This window comes from Shinella zoogloeoides (genome assembly GCF_022682305.1).
Classification (GTDB): Bacteria; Pseudomonadota; Alphaproteobacteria; order Rhizobiales; family Rhizobiaceae; genus Shinella; species Shinella zoogloeoides_B.
The window spans coordinates 845966-866597 of the sequence record NZ_CP093528.1; the positions used below are offsets into that span (position 1 = coordinate 845966).

A 20632-nucleotide genomic window follows, 5' to 3' on the forward strand; every position below is an offset into this window, starting at 1 on the left:
ATCCATCACCAACGAAACCAGGAAGGAGACACCCATGCCCATTCTCTACAGGACCAAGGCTTCCTCGACCGGCGGCCGCGCAGGCCATGGCGCAACGGAAGACGGCACCGTCGATGTCACGCTGACCCTGCCGAAGGAACTCGGCGGCGACGGCGCGCCCGGCGCCAACCCGGAAAAGCTCTTCGCCATCGGTTATTCCGCCTGCTTCCTCGGCGCGCTGAAGTTCGTCGCCGGCCAGGAAAAGGTGAAGATTCCGGATGATGCCAAGGTCACGGCGACCGTCGGCGTCGGCCCGCGTGAAGACGGCGGCGGCTTCGGCATCGAGGCGGCGCTGGAAGTCTCCGTTCCTGGTCTCGACAAGGCCGTGGTCGAGGATCTCGTGAAGAAGGCTCACGTCGTCTGCCCGTACAGCCACGCCACGCGCGGCAATCTCGACGTCAAGACCACCGTCGCCTGATCGGCCTCCAGCCGCACAGCGAAAAGGCCGTCCGGTTTTCCGGGCGGCCTTTTTCATGTGTTCCTCCGGGAACAGCCGAGCAGGGGGCGGTGTGCGATCTTCCGGTCACTGGATGAGACAGGCTCATCCCCCCGATCAGGAGAGACCCATGCGCAAGATCATCGTTTCCGCCGCCATCGCCGTCGTTGCGGTCGTCTCCTTCGCCGCCCCCTCGCAGGCCCGCTGCTACAGCAGCTACGACGAAGCGCCCCATTGCTTCGTCAAGAAGGTGAAGACCTACGACGATTATGGCAATGTGGTCTTCCGCAAGATCACGGTCTGCAACTGATCAGTCCGCCGACTGGCCTCCCGAAAGCCCGGATGTTCCCTGCATCCGGGTTTTTCGTATGTATGAGAACCTTGTCATGAGAAAAATAAGGATTATATTGTTTCTCATGAAGGAGCCGGCATCATGCAGCGCAAACCCGTACAGCAGGCCAATGCCGAGGGCGTCGTGCTCACCAAGGCGGCTGTCCGCGCGGCGGACAGGCTGGGCCTGACGGCGCGCATTCTCTCGGCGGTCATCGGCGTTTCGGAGGCGACGGTCTCGCGGCTGAAACGGCAGGATGTACTGCTGGAGCGCGGCACCAAGCCCTTCGAGCTTGCCGTCCTGCTTGTGCGCCTCTTCCGCTCGCTCGACGCCATCGCCGGTGGCGACGAGGGCGTCTCGCGCGCCTGGATGACGGCGGAGAACACGGTGCTTGGCGCACGCCCCGTCGACCGCATCACCTCCGTTACCGGCCTTGTCGATGTCCTTGCCTATCTGGACGCCCGCCGCGCTCTCGTCTGAGGCGCGGCCCTTCGCGGGTCCCGTCTGGCGGTTCGTCGAGGCGCAGCACCGCGTCTCGACCCTGAAGCTCGTCGATACGCTGGACGAGCAGGCCTTGCTGGAAGACCTCCTGGAGGAGAGCAAGCCGGTCCTTCCGCCCGAATGCGCCGGCCTCGATTATCTGCTCGCCACACCCTTCCGCTATGGCGCGGTCTACCCGCATGGCTCGCGCTTCCGCAGGGCAGGGCGCACGCTCGGCGTCTACTACGCGGCGCTGACGGTGGAGACGGCGCTGGCCGAAATGGGCTTCTACCGCCTGCTGTTCTTTTCCGAATCGCCGGCAACGCCACTGCCCGGCAACGCCGCCGACTACACCGCCTTCTCCGCCGCCGTTGCGACGGAAAAATCGATCGACCTCACGCGCCCGCCGCTCGACCGTGACGCCCCGCACTGGACGCACCCGACCGACTACGCCGCCTGCCAGTCGCTGGCCGACGGCGCACGGGAAGGCGGCATCGCCGCCATCCTCTACCGCTCGGTGCGCGATCCCGCTGCCGGCACCAACATGGCGCTGCTGACGGCAACCGGCTTTGCCGCGCCAAAACCGGTGGAGCGCCAGACCTGGCGCATCCGGCTCTCTGCCCTCGGCGTGCAGGCGCTCTGCGACCACCCGCCAAGGCGCATCGGCTTTTCCCGCGAGGATTTTCGAGGGGATCCGCGCATCGGGTGAGGCGGGGCCTTTCCGCCCTCTGCCCAAGCCACACCCGGGCTGCCGACAACCCTTGCCCCGCCCACCGGCGTCATCCTCGGCCTTGTGCCGAGGATCTGCCGACGCATCGAAACCGCGACGGTTGCAGATGCTCGGGACAGGCCCGAGCATGACGAAAGAAAGGGTGAATTTCGCGAAACCGGCTGCGCTCACGCCAGCAGCGCCGTCTCCTCGAAAAACGCCTCCGGTCCGTCCACCTCGATCAGCTTGCGCTTCTCGATCAGCCAGAACCGGTTCGCCACCGCCCGCACGAAGGCGCGGTCGTGGGAGACGAAGAGGCAGCTTGCCTCCTGCGCCGTCAGTTCCCGTTCCAGCGCCTCCTGCCCCTCGATGTCGAGATGGTTGGTCGGCTCGTCGAGCAGGTAGAAGTTCGGATTGGTGAGGCGCAGCACCAGCATGCCGAGCCGCGCCTTCTGCCCGCCGGAGAGCTGCCCGACAGGCCGCCCCTGCATTTCCACGGAAAAGCCCGCGCCGGCAAGCAGGCTGCGCGCGCGCTGGTCGCCCACATCGAAGCGGTGGATGATCGTGCCATGCGGCGTCTCCGCGTCCGAAAGGTCGGACAGCACCTGGTCGCCATAGCCGAGCACCAGCGAGGGCGTCGGCTTGATGCCCGGCTCGCTCGCCCTCTCGATCGCCTGCCGCAGCCGCCGCGCGAGCCGCGTCTTGCCGGTGCCGTTGAGGCCGAGCAGCACGATGCGGTCGCCCTGGCAGATGAATTTCTGCCCGGTGCGGAAGAGCGGCGTGCCGTCAGGCGTCTCCACCGCGGTGTCTTCCAGCGTCATCAGCACCTTGGCATGGGTGCCGCGATTGGCGAGTCGGATCGCACCGGCCGAACGCTCCAGATGCGCGGGCTTGGCCGCCTCCTCGATGCGCTCGGCCCGGGCCTTGAGCTGCTTGGTCTTCACCACCAGAAGGTCGCTGCCGGAGTTGATGCCGATATTGTTGAGCTTGGCCGCTTGCTGGCGAAGCTGCTGGGCGGTCTTCATCTCCTTCTCGAAGCGCCGTTCTTCCGCCGCATCCGCCTCGTCCAGCGCCGCGCGGGCGCGGGAATAGGGCAAGGCGAAGATCTGCGAGCGCTCGGGCCGCAGGAAGAGCGTGCGGTTCGTCACGGCATCGAGGAAGGCGCGGTCGTGGCTGGAAAGGACGACCGGCATGTCGCGCGGCAGCGTGCCGAGCCAGTTCTCCATCCGGGCGATCTTTTCAAGGTCGAGATGGTTGGTTGGCTCGTCCAGCAGCAGCACGTCCGGTTCGCCGACGCGCACGCGGGCGACGAGCGCGATGCGCTGCCAGCCGCCGCTGAGCGCCGAAAGCGGCCGTTCGCGCAGCGCCTCCGGCACTTCCAGCTCCTCCAGCGTCACATCGGCGCGCCAGCTTTCGCTCTCCTGCTGCTCGGGCGAAAGCGCGCTCAGCACCGCCTCGCGGAAGGTGAGCTTTTCGAGGCCCGCGGGAAGGTTCTGCTCCATATGCCCCACGGTGAGGCCGCGCGCGCGGGTGATCTCGCCCGTCGTCGGCTCGACGTCGCCGGTAATGCATTTCAGCAGCGTGGACTTGCCGCGCCCGTTGGCGGCGACGAGACCGATGCGGTCGCCGGCGGCGATGGAGAGGTTGAGATTGGAAAAGAGGTCGGTGGACAGCGTGACGCCGAGCGCACGGATATTGATGAGCGACATGGAAATTCTCTGGTCTTCAAAACCCTGCGGCGCGGCGTCAGCCGTCAGTCACGCGAAGGGCCGGGGAGTTTGATGCAGGCACAAGGCCGCATCGCCTGAAAGGGCAGACCAGAAGAGAAGATGTGTCCGTTCCGATCAGCCCTGCAAACGCATCTGCAGGGCAAGATCAGGGCCATGTGTGCGATGTGGCAGGAAGCCGAACTTCACGGCACAGTCCCTCTTACGTGTTGCGAACGGGGATATGGGTAGCATCGGAAAGGAGCGTTGGCAATCGAGGCTGCCCCTCATCCCGCTGCCGCGACCTTCTCCCCGCAGGCGGGAGAAGGGGAATGCCGGGCTGCTTTCTACAAACTGGATCGCCGAGGGAAGCATGTGGCATTGCCACATATCCCTTCTCCCCGCCTGCGGGGAGAAGGTGCCGGCAGGCGGATGAGGGGCCGTCGCAGCCCTTACCGCCGCAAACTCCCGAGAATCCCGCGCACCAGCGCCCGCCCGAGCGATGACGCCACCGTCCGGGCCACCGACTTCATCGCTGCTTCCGCCACCGTCTCGCGCTGATAGCCTGCGCGGGGCTTGGCCTGCTTGGGTGCGGAGGGTGCGGCCGGCTCTTCGTCGCCGAAGCCGGGCAGGGTCCAGCGGCTGCCGCCGGAGGAGGGCTGGCTGGCCTCCTCGGCCTGCGCCTGTTCCTGCGCGGCGGCGGAATCGGCGGCCTTCTTGGCGCGGGCCATCAGGATCTCGTAGGCCGACTCGCGGTCGAAGTCCTCGTCGTAGAGGCCGGCGACGGGGCTGACCTTCATGATGGCCTGCCGCTCGGCATCGGTGACAGGGCCGAGGCGCGAGGCCGGCGGGCGCACGAGGGTGCGTTCCACCATGGAGGGGGCGCCCTTGCCTTCGAGCGTCGAGACCAGCGCCTCGCCGGTGCCGAGCTGGGTGATCACCTCGGCGCAGTTGAAGTCCGGGTTGGGGCGGAAGGTGTCGGCGGCGGTCTTCACGGCCTTCTGCTCGCGCGGCGTATAGGCGCGCAGCGCGTGCTGCACGCGGTTGCCGAGCTGGGCGAGCACGGTTTCCGGCACGTCGAGCGGGTTCTGCGTGACGAAATAGACGCCGACGCCCTTGGAGCGGATGAGGCGCACGACCTGTTCGACACGCTCGATCAGCACCTTGGGCGCGTCGTTGAAGAGCAGGTGCGCCTCGTCGAAGAAGAAGACGAGCTTGGGCTTTTCCGGGTCGCCCACTTCCGGCAGCACTTCGAAGAGTTCCGAGAGCATCCACAGGAGGAAGGTGCCGTAGAGGCGCGGGTTCATCATCAGCTTGTCGGCGGCCAGCACCGAGATCGCGCCGCGTCCGTCATTGGTGGTGCGCATGATGTCGGAAATCTTCAGCGCCGGCTCGCCGAAGAACTGCTCGGCGCCCTGCTGTTCGAGGATCAGCAATTCGCGCTGGATCGAGCCGACGGAGGCCTTGGAGATGAAGCCGTACTGGTTGGAGAGCGCCGAGGCGTTCTCGCCCATATAGTTCAGCAGCGCCTGCAGGTCCTTGAGGTCGAGCAGTGGCAGGCCGCCCTGGTCGGCGATCTTGAAGGCGATGTTGATGACGCCTTCCTGCGCGTCCGTCGCGTTCATCAGGCGCGAGAGCAGCAGCGGCCCCATTTCGGAGATGGTGGTGCGGACGCGGTGGCCCTTCTCGCCGTAGAGATCCCAGAAGATGACCGGGAATTCCTGGAAGTCGTAGGGCGTCAAGCCGATCTGGTCGGCGCGCTTCTGGAGAAAATCCTTCGGCTCGCCCATGGCGCCGATGCCCGAAAGGTCGCCCTTCACGTCGGCGCAGAAAACGGGCACGCCCGCATTGGAAAAGCCTTCCGCGAGGATCTGCAGCGTCACCGTCTTGCCGGTGCCGGTCGCGCCGGTCACGAGGCCGTGACGGTTGCCGAACTTCAGCTCCAGATATTCGGGCTTGTTGTTGGTGTCGTCGGGCTTGCGGCTGGTGCCGATATAGAGTTTTCCGTCCTGAAGAATGGAATCCGCCACGTTGAAACTCCCTGGCTGCCGGTCCTGCGATTCGTCCGGCCGCGCATCGCTTCGGCCATGTTTTCATTGAATCGTCTTCCACAGCTTATAAGGATAGTCCGGCAGGCAAACAACACGATTTGAGGGCGCGCCGACCCACACGAAAGCGCTTCGGAGCCGCTTGAGTTTGTCGCGGAATTCATTTACCTTGACGTCAACGTCAATTCCATTGGAGGATTTTCCATGAGCGATCTCGTCACCCGCGTTGCCGATGCCGTCGGCATCGATGCTGCCCTTGCCGAAAAGGCGATCGGCATGATGCTGGGCTTCCTGCAGCGCGAAGCGGCCGATGGCCCGGTCGCCAAGATGATCGAAGCCATTCCGGGCGCCTCCGATCTCGTGGCCAAGTACAACGGCGAAGGCGAAGGCAAGGGCCTGCTCGGCAGCCTGATGAGCGCCATCGGCGGCGGCGGCGTCATGGGCCTCGGCCAGCAGCTGATGAGCCAGGGCCTCGGCATGGGCGAGATCACCGGCCTTGCCAAGGAAACCATCGCGGTCGCCCGCGAGCATGCCGGCGCCGACGTGGTCGACGAAGTCGTCGCCTCCGTCCCGGGCCTCAGCCAGTTCGTCTGATACCTTCGCTTACCGCCGCCGCGCGAAAAACAGCGCGGCGGTGAAGGCGGTGAGGCCGAGGCCGACCGAGATCGGCCCGGCCTGCGGCCCGCCCGCATCCATGATCGCGCCCGTCAGGCCCGATCCCGCGCCGCTGCCGACCGAGTAGGCGAGCGCGAAGGCCGCGCTGCCGGCCACCAGCATGGAGCCGCTGTGCCGTTCGCCGAGCATGGTGAGCGCGCAGGTATAGAGCGAGAAGGCGGCCGCGCCCATGATGGCGAAGACCGTGAGGATCGCGATCTCGGATTTCACCACCGGCAGGACGAAGTAGCTCGCGGCCGCGACGCTGACCGCGGTAAGCGCCACGCGTTCGCGCGGCAATTTGTCGAGCAGCATGCCGATGAAGGGCTGGGCGATGGCCGTCGGCAAGGCAAGCACGGTCACGCTGACGGCGGCGAAGGACTGGCTGTAGCCCATCTTCACGAAATAGACCGGCATGGCCGAGATCGCCGCGATATCTGCAAAACCAAAGGCGAAGACCATGCCGACGAGAAGCGGCGCGGCCTTGAAGAAGCGCAGGAGATCGCCTTTGGACGACGGCTCCGGCACCGTCTTCGTCGAGAACATCAGCATGCCGGTGGCGAACGCCACGATGGCGAGATAGACGGCCGTCAGCGCGAAGCCGAGGCCACCTTCGCTGCCGAGCAGCGGAATGGCGAGCGGCCCGGCCGCGAACCCCGCGCAGATGCCTGCGCCGTAAAGGCCGGAAACCCGCCCGCGCAGCCGGTCCGGGCAGGCGGCGTTGAGCCAGGCTTCACCCAGCATGAAGATGACGCTGGCGAAGAAGCCGAGCAGGAAGCGGGCGACGAGCCAGACCGTGAAGGATGCGGAGGCGGCGAAGGTGGCAAGGCACATCGAGCAGACGACGAGGCTCGCGATGATCAGCCGGTCCGCCCGCCAGCGCGAGGTGAGGCTGCCGATCAAGAGCGTGGAAGCCCCCATGCCGCCCGCATAGGCGATGGCGTTGACGCCGATCATCGAGGGCGAGAAGCCGCGCGATTCCAGCGTCAGCGAGACGAGCGGATAGGTCAGCCCCTGCGCCACCGAAAAGGCGGTCGCGCCGAGAACGACGGCGGCAATGGCCGGCCAGTCCGGCGAGAGGACGGTTGAAGACGAGGACTGCATGAGAGGCTCCCTGCCGCAGGCGCGGCCAAGCCCCTCCCATACTCCGCCCGCCGGTTTTTGGGAAGGCGGGCTTTCCCGCTATCGGGATCGGCCGAAGCGGCGCGGCAAATTCCCTTCTCCCCTCGGGGAGAAGGTGCCGGCAGGCGGATGAGGGGGATGCCGGAGGCAGAAAAAGCAGGAGTTTCATGAGGATACCCCCTCATCCGACCCTTCGGGCCACCTTCTCCCCGAAGGGAGAAGGCAGGAGCGGCAACGCCGAAGCCCGCAGGAAACCGCCTACGCCTTCACCGCCACGACGAACAGCCGGGGAAAGCGCAACAGCCGCCGCCCGTCCGCCATCGGGGCATAGGCCGTAGCGATGCGCGCTTCGTAGTCCGCCAGGAAGCCGTCGCGCTCTTCCGCCGGGATGCGGTCGAGATAGGGGCGAAGGCCGGTGCCCCTGACCCATTCGACGATGGTGGCCGCATCCGCCATCGGGTGATTGTAGACGGTGTGCCAGACGTCGACGCGCGCCGCCTTGGGGCCGAGGGCGTCGAAATAGGCGGTGGGGGCGGGAAGGGGCTTGCGGCGCGGCGTGCCTTCGGCGAAGGCGCTTTTCCATGGGCCGGCGAGCGCGCTTTCCTCCATCAGGAGATGGGAGGGTTCCATCAGGTTGTCCGGCATCTGCACGGCCAGCATGCCGCCGGGGCGAAGCCCGTCCATCAGCCGCGTCATCAGCGCCAGATGATCGGGCAGCCATTGGAAGACGGCATTGGCGAAGAGCAGGGCGGCCGGATCGGGCGGGCGCCATGTCGCAAGGTCGCATTCGACGAAATCCACGCCCGGCAGGCGCTGGCGCGCTGCCTTCAGCATGTCGGCCGCATTGTCGACGCCGCGCACGCCCCGGCCGGGAAAGCGCCTTGCGAGCAGTTCCGTCGAGTTTCCGGGGCCGCAGCCGAGGTCGTAGACCGTGCCGGCCCGAAGGTCCGCCGGCACCTGCGCGAGAAGGTCGGCGGCCGGGCGCGTGCGCTCGTCCTCGAATTTCAGGTACTGCGCGGCGGACCAGGCCATTCTAGAGGCTTTCCAGCGACGGCAGGATGAGGGCGGGGCCGAGGTCGAAATATTCGTCCGGCATGTCGGAGCGGTTGATCCAGACGGTGCGGAAGCCGAATTTGGTCGCCCCGGCGATGTCCCAGCGGTTGGAGGACTGGAAGGAGACGGCGTTCGGGTAGAGCCGGTAGTTCGTCGTCACCAGATCGTAGACGGCGGGGGCGGTCTTGTAGGTCTTCAGCGCGTCCACCGAGAAGATGTCGTCGATCACGGTATCGAGCGCGGCGTTCTTCACCGCCGAGGCCAGCATGGCGGGCGAGCCGTTGGAGAGGATCGCGATATGCGCGCCGCGCTGCTTCAGCGCCTTCAGCACGGCCGGCACTTCCGGGTAGCAGTCGAGCTTCCAGTAGGCGTCGAGCAGCTTTTGCCGCAGCGCCGGATCGACGCCGCCGATGCGCTGGAAGGTGTAGTCGAGCGCCTGTTCGGTAAGCTGCCAGAAATCCGCGTAAGCGCCCATCAGCGCCCGCGTCCAGGAATATTCGAGCTGCTTGGCGCGCCAGATCTCGGAGAATATCTGGTAGTTCGGCCCCACATCCCCCGCATGGCGCCGCACCGCCGCGTGCACGTCGAACAGCGTTCCATAGGCGTCGAACACATAGGCGGCATGGGACATGGCGGCGATTCTCCTGCGCTTTCATGGCGATTGGCGGGTATCGGGCGGCGAATGTCAATTCTCTGTCGTGCCCCTCATCCGCCTGCCGGCACCTTCTCCCCGCAAGCGGGGCGAAGGGAAGGATGCAAGGCCTCTTTCCCTTCGCCGGCATTTCGCGATGGGAAAGCCCCGCCTCTTGCCCCTTCTCCCCGTTTGCGGGGAGAAGGTCGCGGCAGCGGGATGAGGGGCGATTGCCTTGCGCGCAACCCCTCAGAACCGCGTGATCACGCTGATACCCAATTCCGTCGCCCGGTCCATCGCCGTCAGAGCAGGCACGGCTTCCTCCAGCCCGATATGCCGGCCGATCAGCTTCTGCGGCGCAAGCTTGCCGCTTTCGATCATCGAAAGCATGGCGTCGTAGCGCCAGGCCTGCATGCCGTGGCTGCCGTAGATCTCCAGCTCGTGGCCGATGACCTGCGCCATGGGGATCTGCGGCGTCGCATGATCGGCCAGCATCAGCCCGACCTGCACATGCCGCCCGCGCCGGCGCAAATTCTTGATGGAATTGAAGCAGGTGACGGGCGAGCCCAGCGCATCCACGGAGGCATGCGCCCCGCCGCCGGTGATCTCCCGCACCGCCTCGGCGACATCGGAAACCGCGCGGGCATTGATCGCCGCGACCGCACCCATCTTCTTCGCGAAGTCCAGTTTCTCGGGGGAGATGTCGATGGCGATGGGGTTCGCGCCGAGCGCGGCGGCGATCATGATGGCGGAAAGGCCGACGCCCCCGCAGCCATGCACCGCCACCCATTCCCCGCCCGTCACCCGCGCCTGATCCACCACCGCGCGGAAGGAGGTGGCGAAGCGGCAGCCGAGGCTGGCGGCCGTGGCATAGTCGATGGCGTCGGGCAGGTGCACGAGATTGTGGTCGGCATGGTCGATGGCGACATATTCGGCGAAGGACCCCCAATGGGTGAAACCGGGCTGGAACTGCTCCTCGCAGACTTGGCTGTTGCCTGAGCGGCACTCGCCGCAATGGCCGCAGCCGGAAACGAAGGGCACCGTCACCCGCTCGCCCTCGCGAAAACGCCGCACGGCCTTGCCCACCGCCACCACCTTGCCCGCCAGCTCATGCCCCGGCACATGCGGCAGCCTGATATCGGGATCGTGTCCCATCCAGCCATGCCAGTCGCTGCGGCAAAGCCCCGTCGCCTCCACCTTTATGACGACCCCGCCGGCTGTCGGCGTCGGATCCGGCAGCACCCGGATATCCGGTGTCGCCTGAAAGGCTTCGTAATACATCGCGCGCATCGTGTTTCTCCCTTTCCCTGCTGTATCGCATGCGCCCGGAAAGCCCTCAACCGCACCATTCATGACAAGGCCTGATGCACCCATTCAACATCTTGAATGGACAAGCGGCGCGCGCTGGCGGAAGGCAGGCGGGACTTGACCGCTGACCCCGGTCGGGCCTTGATGGGCTAAAGGAGAAGAAAGATGCCAGTCGATACCTCACCGCGCTCCGCCACCTGGACCTTCGTGGATGGCGAATGGATTTCGGGCAACCCGCCGCTCATCGGCCCCACCTCGCACGCCATGTGGCTCGGCTCGACCGTCTTCGACGGTGCGCGCTGGTTCGACGGCATCGCGCCGGACCTCGATCTGCATTGCCAGCGCATCAACCGCTCGGCCGAAGCGCTCGGCCTTTCCGCGACCGTCGGTGCTGAGGAGATCGAGGCGCTCGCCTGGGAAGGCGTCAAGAAATTCGACGGCAAGACGGCGATCTACATCAAGCCGATGTACTGGGCCGAACACGGCTCGCCGATCAGCGTCGTCGCGCCGGATGCCGGCTCCACCCGCTTCGCGCTCTGCCTCTTCGAAGCCTCGATGGGCGATCCCAATGCCGCCTCCTCGCTGACCGTCTCGCCCTTCCGCCGCCCGACGGTGGAATGCATGCCGACGGACGCCAAGGCCGGCTGCCTCTATCCGAACAACGCCCGCATGCTGGTGGAAGCCAGGAAGCGCGGCTTCGACAACGCGCTGGTGCGCGACATGCTGGGCAACGTCGCCGAGACCGCCTCGTCCAATATCTTCATGGTGCGCGACGGCGTCGTCTTCACGCCCGCCGCCAACCGCACCTTCCTGGCCGGCATCACGCGCTCGCGCGTCATCGGCCTGCTGCGGGAAGCCGGCTTCGATGTGATCGAGACCACGCTCACCCCCGCCGACTTCGCGGCCGCCGACGAGATATTCACTTCGGGCAACTATTCCAAGGTCGTACCGGTCACGCGCCTGGAGGATCGCGAACTCGCGCATGGTCCCGTCACGGCCAAGGCGCGCGATCTCTATTTCGACTGGGCGCATTCGAACGGCGACGCGTGAAGAGGAAGACGAAACGCCGCTCGCCGGAACGGCGTTTCGTCCACCCTTGAACGGACACGGCAAATCGAAAGGATTTTGCCGTATGGCAGGAAAATTTGGAAGGCGGGCGGTTGCCTCTTCCGGTTGCCGCTCCTATGTTCCGCTCACGGATTTCCTTCACAAAATTCCGTCGCCAGAGCAATTCCAGCACCGGCCGAGAGCATTCGGCCTCCGGAATTGCGGCAAACAAAGAGGAGACACCACGATGGCTTTCGAACTTCCGCCGCTTCCCTACGATTACGACGCACTCGCCCCCTTCATGTCGCGTGAGACGCTCGAATATCACCACGACAAGCACCACAAGGCCTATGTCGACAACGGCAACAAGCTGGCGGAGGAAGCGGGCCTCGCGGGCCTCTCCCTCGAGGAGATCGTCAAGAAGTCCTACGGCACCAACCAGGGCCTCTTCAACAATGCCGGCCAGCACTACAACCACGTCCATTTCTGGAAGTGGATGAAGAAGGGCGGCGGCGGCAAGAGCCTGCCGGGCGCGCTCCAGAAGGCCATCGACAGCGATCTGGGCGGCTATGACAAGTTCAAGGCCGATTTCGTTGCCGCCGGCACCACGCAGTTCGGCTCCGGCTGGGCCTGGCTCTTCGTCAAGGACGGCAAGCTCGCCATCTCCAAGACCCCGAACGGCGAGAACCCGCTGGTCCACGGCGCGGAACCGATCCTCGGCGTCGACGTATGGGAACACTCCTACTACATCGACTACCGCAACGCCCGCCCGAAGTACCTCGAAGCCTTCGTCGACAGCCTGATCAACTGGGACTACGTCCTGGAGCGCTACGAAGCCGCAACGAAGTAAGCCTCGGCTTCTCGGATTTTGGAAACCCCGGCCGGAAACGGCCGGGGTTTTTGTTTAGTCGACAAATGGTCCGATTGATGGCATAAATGCCAACATGGATGCGGTGCTTCTCCTGCGCTCGAAGACGATCCTGCCGGACGGCGCGATTGTCGAGATCGTGCTCTGGCAGGTTCCTCACCCCATTGCCGGAAGCGCGCACTGCTATAAATACCGTCTGTTCTACGGGCGGGATGGCCGGCGTATCGTCGGTTTCGACAATGAGCGCGGCAAGGGAGACCACTGCCATCTCGACGATAGGGAGCATCCTTATGCATTCTCGAGCGTTGCAGTGTTGCTTAAGGATTTTCAGGCCGAAGTCGCGAAAAGGAGGCCCTGAATGAAACGCGCCCACATCCAGATCCGCAGCGATTCCGAGGTCCTCCTCGCCGACATTTTTGCGCGTGCGGCGGAAGCGGCTCGCACGGGCATCCCCTCCGATCCGGTCGCGACCTTCACCTTCAGTTCGCCCGCGCAATTGTTCTCGGTCATCAGCCCGAAGCGCTGGGAATTGATCGAGCATTTGCAGCAGGTCGGCCCGAGCAGCATCCGTGCGCTCGCACGCTCCCTCGGCCGTGATGTGAAGCGCGTTCACGAGGATATCGTTACGCTTCTCGACTGGGGTATTGTCGACCGCACCGATAGTGGCAAGGTCGAGGTGCCGTTCGACGTCATTCATGCCGATTTTGATTTGCGGGCTGTCGCCTGACGGAACGCTACCCCGCCGCCCGGTTCTCCGCCCAGCCGGAGATCCAGAGCTGCCGCAGCCCATCGCCTTCGCCTCTAAAATATCTCCCCGTCGCCGCGCAGGCTTCCACGCGGTCGGCGCGGAAGTTGCGGATGGCCTGACGCAGCTCGCACCAGGCGACGATGTTCGCTGTCTCCGAATAGTAGATGAGGGCGATGGGGCGGATGGTGCGCTCGGTGGCGCGGGCATATTCGTCGCGGTAGTCGATCAGCAGCGTCTCCTCGTCGCGGATCGCCCGGCGCACGGTGGCAAGGTCGATGCCCTCGGGCTGGCGCGGGACAGTGCCCCAGGCGTGCAGGGCGCGGGCGGAAAGCGTCTGGCGCAGCGGCGGGGGCACCGCGCCGGCGATCTTGTCGCCCACCCGTTTCGCGGCCGCCTGCAATTCAGCATCGCCCGTGCGCTCCAGCAGCGCCAGCGCCAGCACCACGGCCTCCGTCTCCTCGATGGAGAACATCAGCGGCGGCAGGTCGAAGCCGGGGCGCAGGATATAGCCGATGCCGCGCTCGCCCTCGACCGGCACGCGCATCGCCTGCAGCGCGGCGATGTCGCGGTAGATCGAGCGCACCGTCACCTCCAGCCGCCCGGCGATCTCGGCCGCCGTCACCGGCTGGCGGGCGAGGCGCAGAATCTGGATGATCTCGAAGAGCCGCGATGCCTTGCGCAATGGTTTGCCTCGTCACAACTGACACGTCCCTGTCAGTTGACTTCCATTATAGCATAGGATCAAGCGCTTGAAATAAAAGGGCAGCATGGGGCTGCGGCGCGAAACGGGACAACGGCCAACTGACATGACTTATAGCGAAAACCTCTGGCTCTTCTTCCTGCTCGTCTCCGGCATCATCGTCGTGCCGGGCATGGACATGGTCTTCGTGCTGGCCAGCTCGCTTTCCGGCGGCCGCAGGGCGGGGCTGTCGGCCACTTTCGGCATCATGGCGGGCGGGCTGGTGCATACGCTCTATGCCGCCCTCGGCGTCGGCATGCTGCTGCATTTCGCGCCGAAGCTGTTCAATGCGCTGCTGGTTCTCGGCGCGGCCTATGTCGCCTGGATCGGCTGGCAGCTCTTCCGCAGCTCCATCGTCATCGACGACGTGGAAAGCCTCGACCGGCGCGGCCTCGCCACGCGCTTCCGCCAGGGCGCGCTGACGAGCCTCATGAATCCCAAGGCCTATCTCTTCATGCTGGCGGTCTTCCCGCAGTTCCTGCGTCCGGAATTCGGCCCGCTCTGGCGTCAGGCGCTCGTCATGCTGCTGATGATCTGGGCGACGCAGCTTGCCGTCTACGGCGGGCTGGCGCTCGCCGCCGCCCACAGCCGCGACGCCCTCGTCGGCAGCCCCGCCGCCACCCGCTTCGTCGGTCGCGCGGCCGGCGTCCTGCTCGTCGCCATCGCCGTGGTCACGGTATGGCGGGGCTGGGGAACGGTTTGAAGCCATCGGTCCGGTTTCAAAAAGATTTTACTTTCCTCGACTTCCTAAAATGCAATCATGGCCGCGCATCGCGAACCGGCGGCGCGTCGTACCGGCCGCCAGAAAATGGAGAACTCGATGAAGGTCAGGACTTTGGCGGTTGCGGCCGTGCTTGCGGCCCTTGGCGCAGGCGCTGTCGTGGCGGCGGACGAGCCGCAGGTCGTCCGTCAGGAAATGATGAAGAAGGTGGGCGGCGCCATGGGTGCGCTTTCCGGCATCGCCAAGGGCGAGAAGCCCTACGATGCGGAGGTCGTCAAGGCATCGCTGGCGACGATGAGCGAGGTGGCGAAGGCCTTCCCCGAGCAGTTCCCGGCCGGCTCCGAGACGGGCCACGAGACAGAGGCCAGCCCCAAGATCTGGGAAGCGATGGACGACTTCAAGGCGAAATCCGCCAAGCTCGTCGAGGCCGCCGATGCGGCGCTAGCCAGCCCGCCGGCCGATCAGGCGGCGGTCGGAGCGGCGCTCGGCGCGATCGGTCCCAATTGCGCGGCCTGTCATGAGGTCTACCGCATCAAGAAATAGATGCGGTAGGCCGTTTACCGGAAAAGAGATGGCGTTACCCCGGTCCGTCGGCTGATGGATCCGTGAGGGTTGGCCTTGCCGCATCCTTCCCGCCGAAGGGAAGGAACGCGGCAAGCAGCCGCCCTGACGGTTCCGGGCGGACCGGGGCAGCGCTTTCGTGGTCTGCCGGCGCGGGGCCGGCAAGAGGGATGCTTCATGGCACTCAGGAAAATTCTCGGCGGTGTCGTCGTGCTCGGGGCGATCGGCGTGGGCGCCTTCGTCTTGATCACCGCGCCGGAGCGGCTGCCGGCAGCCGAATGGGCCGCCGCGGGCGAGCCGGACCTTGCCAATGGCGAGCGCATTTTCAACGCCGGCGGCTGCGTGAGCTGTCATGCCGCACCCGGCGCGCCGGATGACCAGCGGCTCGTGCTGGCAGGCGGGCTGGCGCTGAAAAGTCCGTTCGGCACCTTCCACGCGCCCAATATCTCGCCGGACGAGACGGCCGGCATCGGGGCGTGGACGCTGGCGGAATTCGGCGATGCGATGCGGCGCGGCACCGGGCGCGACGGCGAACATCTCTACCCGTCCTTCCCCTACGCCTCCTATGCGCGCATGACGGTCAAGGACGTCGCCGATCTCTACGGTTATCTCAAGACCTTGCCGAAGAGCGCCAATGTCGCGCCCGGCCATGACCTGCCGTTCCCCTTCAACATCCGCCTCGCGCTCGGCGGCTGGAAGTTCCTCTATCTCAACGAAGCGCCTCGCGTGGAGCTTGCCGATGCCGACCCGGTCGTCCGGCACGGCCAGTATCTCGTCGAGGGGCCGGGCCATTGCGGGGAGTGCCACACGCCCCGCGACATGCTGGGCGGGCTGCGGACCGGTGAATGGCTCGCCGGCGGGCCGAATCCGGAAGGCCAGGGGCGCATCCCCAATATCACACCGGCCGAGGGCGGCTTCGGGAGCTGGAGCGCGGGCGATATCGTCAGCTATCTCGAAACCGGCTTTACCCCGGATTTCGACAGCGTCGGCGGCTCGATGGTCTCCGTGCAGAAGAACATGGCGAGGCTACCCAAGGAGGATCGCGAGGCGATTGCCGCCTACCTGAAGGCCATCCCGGCGCGGTAGGGGACTCAGTCCCGCGCCGGCCGGTGCTCATTGCTGTACATGGCGAGATAGTCCAGCAGCTCGGGGGAGCCGAGGCCGATGGCTGTGAGGACTTCGCGGGCGAAGGTGACGGGAGCCGCGCCCGAGGCGGTGATGACGCCGCGGTCGGTGACGGCCTGGGGCTGATCGCGGTATAGCGCCTGGCCGCGATAGGCGGGCACTGTTTCCGGCAACTGGCCGGCATGGTTGCCGGTATGCGCCCGCGTGTCGAGCACGCCCATGCGGCCGAGCGCCAGCGTGGCGTCGCAGATGCCGGCGACCGGCTTTCCGGCCGCAAGGAAACGTTCGACCGGAGCCGAAAGGTCCGGCGGGGCGGCCGACTGCCAGATCGTGCCGCCGCACAGCACCAGCACGTCGAAGTCCTCCGGCCGGGCATCTTCCGCCTTGCCGGCCGAGGTGACGGATATGCCGCCGAGCGAGGTGACATCCGCACCGCCGGGCGTCAGCACCACGGTCGTGGCCTGGCACGCGTGGCGCGCGGTCGCCATCAGCAGGCCGCATTCCCAATCGGCATATCCTTCGGTCAGAACGATTGCCAGCCGCTTCGTCATGGTCATCTCCCTTGCCTGAAACAGCGCGGTTCAGCCGAGCGCCTGCACATAGCGCATGCCCGTCACCGGTCCGGCGCGGAAATTCATCTGCTCGTAGAAACGGTGCGCGCCGAAATTGCCGGTCGCCGCGCTGACGGAGAGGTAGCCGCAGCCGGCGATGCGTGCATGCTCGCGGGCGCGGGAGACGAGATGGCGGCCGATGCCGTGGCCGCGATGGCCGTCACGCACGAAGATCTGGTGCAGCTCCATGCCGCGCAGGCCTTCCATCGCGCGGTAGAGGGGAACGAGCAGCGCGTAGCCGATCAGTCGACCGCCGGCTTCCGCAACGAGCGCGGTGACCCAGGGGCTGGCGCCGAAGAGGTCGCGGTCGAGATCGGCGGCGGATATCTTCGCTGTGTCGCCGTGGCATTCGGCATGCAGCGCGATCATGTCGAGCATTTGCTGGAGATCGCCCGGGCGCGCGGCGCGGATGGTCAGCATCGGCGGGCGTTCGACGGCGTGGGGATCGAGCTTGATGACGGTGTTGTGCATTTCGGGCTCCTTGGATTTTCTGCCATCAGGTGCCCTAAAACAACAAAGCCGCCTGATGGCGGCTTGTTGACATGATCGAACAGCCGCTCCCTATCGGAACAGCCAAAAATACGTTGCGGCGATGTGCGTGCTCTTGATCATGGGCGCGATATTCTCCCTTTCGCGCCGTTTGTCAATCGACTTTCTTGGCGGCGCGAAAGAGGGACGGCGGGTCAGGTCCAGGTTTCCTCCGGCGCGCCGGCGGTGGTTTGACCATCCGCCTGTCCGGTTTCGTCCACGCCCAGCCGTTCCTTGATGGTGCGGCGAAGCTCTTCCTCGATGGCCTCGCGCTGGTCCGGCGGCAGTTGCGCGAGGCTCTCCTCGGTGAGGCCCATCGCCTCGAGCAGTTCCTTGCGCAGGCGCTCGATGGGGCTCATCTTCGAAAGCTCCATGAATTCGGACAGCAGGCTCTCGCTTTCCCGCTCGGCCTTTTCCGCCTTGTTGGCCCAGAGCGCATTGGCAAGGCGGGACGGCATTGCGGCGGGGCCGGCTTCCACGGTCGGGATATTGCGCGCCGAGGACAGCCCGCCGCCCGAGCCGTCGGAAAGGCTGTTGTCGGTGCTGGCCGGCCGCTGCCGATTGAACGCATAGGCGGAAAGCGCGCTGCCGTCGATCTTCATGAAAATGGCTCCTCGAATGTCGGGGAACCATTAGCGGTTGCGGCTGTCGCGAGGCTTTCGCCTGGGTGCGTCCGCCGGGGCGGCCTGCACCTCTTACGGCAGCGTATAGGCGATCACATAATCCCCCGGCTTCGTTCCGACCGAGCCGTGCCCACCGGCGACGATCAGCACATATTGCTTGTCGCCGACCGTATAGGTCATCGGCGTCGCCTGTCCGCCTGCGGGAAGGCGGGCTTCCCAGAGCTGGCGGCCGTCGGTCACGTCGTAGGCGCGCAGATAGTCGTCCACCGCCGCACCGAGAAAGGCGACGCCGCCCTTGGTCATCATCGGGCCGCCGATGCCGGGCACGCCCACCTTGAAGGGCAGCGGCAGCGGCGTCATGTCCATGACGGTGCCGTTCTTGTGCTTCCAGGCGATCTTGCCGGTGGCAAGGTCGGCGCCCGCGACATAGCCCCATGGCGGCGCCTGGCAGGGAATGCCGAGCGGGCCGAGGAACGGCCCCATGAAGACGCCGTAGGGCGCGCCGTCATTGCGGTTGAGGCCCTGTTCGGAACCCTTCTCGTCCTGCCCCTTCGGCGGCACCTGGTCACGCGGCACGAGGCGGGAGGTGAAGGCGAGATAGGTCGGCATGCCGAACATGACCTGCCGCTCCGGATCGACTGCGACCGAACCCCAGTTGAACGTGCCGAAATTGCCGGGATAGACGATGGTGCCCTCCAGCGAGGGCGGCGTGTAGCGGCCCTCGTATTTCATCGACAGGAAATCGATGCGGCAGGCGAGCTGGTCGAACATGGTGACGCCCCACATGTTCTTTTCCGTCAGCGGCGGCGGCGAGAAGGTGAGGTCGGAGAGCGGCTGGGTCGGCGCGGAGAAATCCTCCGGGATCGTGCCGGTCGGGGCGGGCACCTCCTTGACCGGGATGATCGGCTCGCCGGTGCGCCGGTCGAGCACGTAGATATCGCCCTGCTTGGTCGGGCCGACGAGGGCGGGGATGGTCGCGCCGTCGCGGGTGATGTCGATCAGCGCTGGCTGGGCCGGCACGTCCATGTCCCAGAGGTCGTGATGCACCGTCTGGCGCACCCAGCGCACCGCGCCGGTCTTGATGTCGAGCGCGACGATGGAAGAGGAATATTTCTCCACATGCTCGCTGCGGCCCATGCCGAGCTGGTCCGGCACCTGGTTGCCAAGCGGGATATAGACGAGGCCGAGCGCGTCGTCATAGCTGAACACCGACCAGGAATTCGGCGAGTTGACGGTATAGACTTGGCCTTCCGGCAGCGGCGTCGTGACGTCCGGATTGCCCGAATCCCAGTTCCAGATGAGCGCGCCGGAATTGACGTCGAAGGCGCGGATGACGCCGGACTGTTCCTGCGTCGAATAGTTGTCGTTGACGGCCCCGCCGATGATGATCTTGCCGTCGGTGATGACGGGCGGCGAGGTGGAATAGTAGTAGCCGGCCGGATTGTAGGGCATGCCCTTTTCGAGGTGCAGCACGCCGTTTTCCGCGAAATTCGTGCAGACGTCGCCGGTCTCCGCGTCGAGCGCGATCAGGCGGGCGTCGGAGGTCGGCAGATAGACGCGTGTGGCGCAGGCCGTGCCGGCGGTTGCGGCCGGGTCGGCATAGAAGGTGACGCCACGGCAGGTCTGGTGCTGGCGGTCCGGGTTCATGCCGGAGTTGGAATCGTATTTCCATTTCTCCTTGCCGGTGGCGGCGTCAAGGGCGATCGCCCAGTTGTGCGGCGTGCACATGTAGAGCGTGTCGCCGATCTTCAGCGGCGTGACCTGATAGGTCGTTTCGCCCACGTCGTCGGGCAGTTTCACGTCGCCCGTCCGGTACTGCCAGGCGACCTTGAGCGTGCCGACATTGTCCGTGTTGATCTGGTCGAGCGGCGAATAGCGCTGGCCGTAGGGCGTGCGGCCGTACTGGTGCCATTCGCCGGCCGGCACGTTGCCGCCGAGTGCGGGCGTGGCGTTCACGACGTCGGTCGGCAGGTCGCCTGCCAGATCGTGCGGATCTTGCGTCATCGAATAGCCGGCAACGGCGATGGCGACGAGGCTGGCGACGGTGAGCGGCAGGGCCGAGGCGGGGTAGGCTGTGCCGGTGGGGCTGGAAAAACCGAGCGGACGGCGGATCGCCGGCAGCATCAGCCAGAGGCCGATGAGCACGATGACGCCGCCGCGCGGACCGAGCTGCCACCAGTCGAAGCCGACTTCCCAGATCGCCCAGCCGAGCGAGCCGAGCACGATGAGGGCATAGAGCCAGAGCGCCGCCGCCGAGCGGCGGAAGAGGAGGATGGCCGTGGCGAGGAAGGCAAGGCCGGTGACGAGATAGTAGGGGCTACCGCCGAGCGACAGCAGCCATCCGCCTCCACCCGTCAGCACCAATCCGATGATGGCGATGAAGGTGGCGGTCAGCGTGAGCAACATGGGTATCTCCGTTTGCGATGCCGGCCCGGGGAGGCGGTCGGCATGACGTCCGGCTCAAGGGGGGACGCTGGAGAAACTAGGGCGCAAGCGTGAGGCTTCAATGCCGGGCATCGCGGTTGCGCCGGGCCATGATCCCGC

General features: G+C 66.0%; 23 protein-coding genes. 12 read left to right on the forward strand and 11 right to left on the reverse strand.

Going from position 1 to position 20632, the window contains the following annotated elements; all coding sequences use genetic code 11:
• The first annotated feature begins 34 nt into the window (after positions 1–34).
• The 4 genes from MOE34_RS04230 (at position 35) to MOE34_RS04245 (ending at position 1995) form a co-directional block, all read left to right on the forward strand.
• Complete coding sequence (locus tag MOE34_RS04230) at positions 35–457, forward strand: organic hydroperoxide resistance protein (protein WP_160785559.1); 423 nt, start codon at positions 35–37, stop codon at positions 455–457.
• Positions 458–605: 148 nt separating this feature from the next.
• Complete coding sequence (locus tag MOE34_RS04235; RefSeq protein ID WP_242221320.1) at positions 606–785, forward strand: hypothetical protein; 180 nt, start codon at positions 606–608, stop codon at positions 783–785.
• Positions 786–908: 123 nt separating this feature from the next.
• A complete protein-coding gene (locus MOE34_RS04240) occupies positions 909–1286 on the forward strand; it encodes an MbcA/ParS/Xre antitoxin family protein (protein ID WP_242221322.1) in 378 nt (125 codons plus the stop codon).
• Entirely contained in the window at positions 1246–1995 is a 750-nt protein-coding gene (locus tag MOE34_RS04245; protein ID WP_242221324.1) for an RES family NAD+ phosphorylase, read from the forward strand. Before MOE34_RS04240 ends, MOE34_RS04245 begins: the two co-directional genes overlap by 41 nt.
• 188 nt (positions 1996–2183) lie before the next feature.
• On the opposite strand, the gene MOE34_RS04250 is transcribed toward MOE34_RS04245, so the two are convergent.
• Positions 2184–3704, reverse strand: a complete 1521-nt coding sequence (locus MOE34_RS04250) for an ABC-F family ATP-binding cassette domain-containing protein (RefSeq protein WP_242221327.1) — start codon at positions 3702–3704, stop codon at positions 2184–2186.
• 449 nt (positions 3705–4153) lie between these two features.
• On the reverse strand, positions 4154–5719 hold the full coding sequence (locus MOE34_RS04255; RefSeq protein ID WP_242223748.1) for a helicase HerA-like C-terminal domain-containing protein: 1566 nt from the start codon (positions 5717–5719) through the stop codon (positions 4154–4156).
• Positions 5720–5953: 234 nt separating this feature from the next.
• On the opposite strand from MOE34_RS04255, the gene MOE34_RS04260 reads away from it, so the two are divergent.
• Complete coding sequence (locus tag MOE34_RS04260; protein ID WP_242221329.1) at positions 5954–6343, forward strand: hypothetical protein; 390 nt, start codon at positions 5954–5956, stop codon at positions 6341–6343.
• A 9-nt stretch (positions 6344–6352) separates the two neighbouring features.
• Here MOE34_RS04260 and MOE34_RS04265 read toward each other — a convergent pair whose 3' ends face one another.
• The 4 genes from MOE34_RS04265 to MOE34_RS04280 form a co-directional block, all read right to left on the reverse strand.
• Positions 6353–7507 carry an MFS transporter gene (locus MOE34_RS04265; protein ID WP_242221331.1) on the reverse strand — a complete coding sequence of 385 codons (1155 nt, stop codon included), beginning with the start codon at positions 7505–7507 and terminating at the stop codon, positions 6353–6355.
• Between the two features lie 276 nt (positions 7508–7783).
• Positions 7784–8557 carry a trans-aconitate 2-methyltransferase gene (gene tam, locus MOE34_RS04270; protein ID WP_242221333.1) on the reverse strand — a complete coding sequence of 258 codons (774 nt, stop codon included), beginning with the start codon at positions 8555–8557 and terminating at the stop codon, positions 7784–7786.
• A 1-nt stretch (position 8558) separates the two neighbouring features.
• Positions 8559–9209: a haloacid dehalogenase type II gene (locus MOE34_RS04275; protein ID WP_242221335.1), complete on the reverse strand. Its 651-nt coding sequence runs from the start codon at positions 9207–9209 to the stop codon at positions 8559–8561.
• Between the two features lie 249 nt (positions 9210–9458).
• Positions 9459–10499, reverse strand: a complete 1041-nt coding sequence (locus tag MOE34_RS04280; RefSeq protein WP_242221337.1) for a zinc-dependent alcohol dehydrogenase family protein — start codon at positions 10497–10499, stop codon at positions 9459–9461.
• A 183-nt stretch (positions 10500–10682) separates the two neighbouring features.
• On the opposite strand from MOE34_RS04280, the gene MOE34_RS04285 reads away from it, so the two are divergent.
• From MOE34_RS04285 to MOE34_RS04300, 4 genes are all read left to right on the forward strand, one after another.
• Positions 10683–11567: a branched-chain amino acid aminotransferase gene (locus tag MOE34_RS04285; RefSeq protein ID WP_242221339.1), complete on the forward strand. Its 885-nt coding sequence runs from the start codon at positions 10683–10685 to the stop codon at positions 11565–11567.
• Positions 11568–11811: 244 nt separating this feature from the next.
• Positions 11812–12414: a superoxide dismutase gene (locus tag MOE34_RS04290; protein WP_242221341.1), complete on the forward strand. Its 603-nt coding sequence runs from the start codon at positions 11812–11814 to the stop codon at positions 12412–12414.
• 94 nt (positions 12415–12508) lie between these two features.
• Positions 12509–12790 carry a toxin-antitoxin system TumE family protein gene (locus MOE34_RS04295; RefSeq protein WP_242221343.1) on the forward strand — a complete coding sequence of 94 codons (282 nt, stop codon included), beginning with the start codon at positions 12509–12511 and terminating at the stop codon, positions 12788–12790.
• Positions 12791–13159, forward strand: coding sequence for a transcriptional regulator (locus tag MOE34_RS04300; protein WP_242221345.1), 369 nt, complete (start codon positions 12791–12793; stop codon positions 13157–13159).
• 7 nt (positions 13160–13166) lie between these two features.
• Here the strand turns inward: MOE34_RS04300 and MOE34_RS04305 are convergent, their stop codons facing one another.
• Entirely contained in the window at positions 13167–13862 is a 696-nt protein-coding gene (locus tag MOE34_RS04305; protein ID WP_242221347.1) for a helix-turn-helix transcriptional regulator, read from the reverse strand.
• A gap of 124 nt (positions 13863–13986) precedes the next feature.
• On the opposite strand from MOE34_RS04305, the gene MOE34_RS04310 reads away from it, so the two are divergent.
• From MOE34_RS04310 to MOE34_RS04320, 3 genes are all read left to right on the forward strand, one after another.
• Positions 13987–14622 (forward strand): LysE family translocator, encoded by a 636-nt coding sequence (locus MOE34_RS04310; RefSeq protein ID WP_242221349.1) that lies wholly within the window; start codon positions 13987–13989, stop codon positions 14620–14622.
• 117 nt (positions 14623–14739) lie between these two features.
• Positions 14740–15183 carry a c-type cytochrome gene (locus MOE34_RS04315; protein ID WP_242221351.1) on the forward strand — a complete coding sequence of 148 codons (444 nt, stop codon included), beginning with the start codon at positions 14740–14742 and terminating at the stop codon, positions 15181–15183.
• A 195-nt stretch (positions 15184–15378) separates the two neighbouring features.
• Entirely contained in the window at positions 15379–16287 is a 909-nt protein-coding gene (locus MOE34_RS04320; RefSeq protein WP_242221353.1) for a cytochrome c, read from the forward strand.
• Between the two features lie 5 nt (positions 16288–16292).
• On the opposite strand, the gene MOE34_RS04325 is transcribed toward MOE34_RS04320, so the two are convergent.
• The 4 genes from MOE34_RS04325 to MOE34_RS04340 form a co-directional block, all read right to left on the reverse strand.
• Entirely contained in the window at positions 16293–16877 is a 585-nt protein-coding gene (locus tag MOE34_RS04325; RefSeq protein WP_242221354.1) for a DJ-1/PfpI family protein, read from the reverse strand.
• A gap of 30 nt (positions 16878–16907) precedes the next feature.
• Positions 16908–17408: a GNAT family N-acetyltransferase gene (locus MOE34_RS04330; protein ID WP_242221355.1), complete on the reverse strand. Its 501-nt coding sequence runs from the start codon at positions 17406–17408 to the stop codon at positions 16908–16910.
• A gap of 212 nt (positions 17409–17620) precedes the next feature.
• On the reverse strand, positions 17621–18067 hold the full coding sequence (locus tag MOE34_RS04335) for a hypothetical protein (RefSeq protein WP_242221357.1): 447 nt from the start codon (positions 18065–18067) through the stop codon (positions 17621–17623).
• 93 nt (positions 18068–18160) lie between these two features.
• Positions 18161–20494 carry a glucose/quinate/shikimate family membrane-bound PQQ-dependent dehydrogenase gene (locus tag MOE34_RS04340; protein ID WP_242221358.1) on the reverse strand — a complete coding sequence of 778 codons (2334 nt, stop codon included), beginning with the start codon at positions 20492–20494 and terminating at the stop codon, positions 18161–18163.
• Positions 20495–20632: the final 138 nt, after the last annotated feature.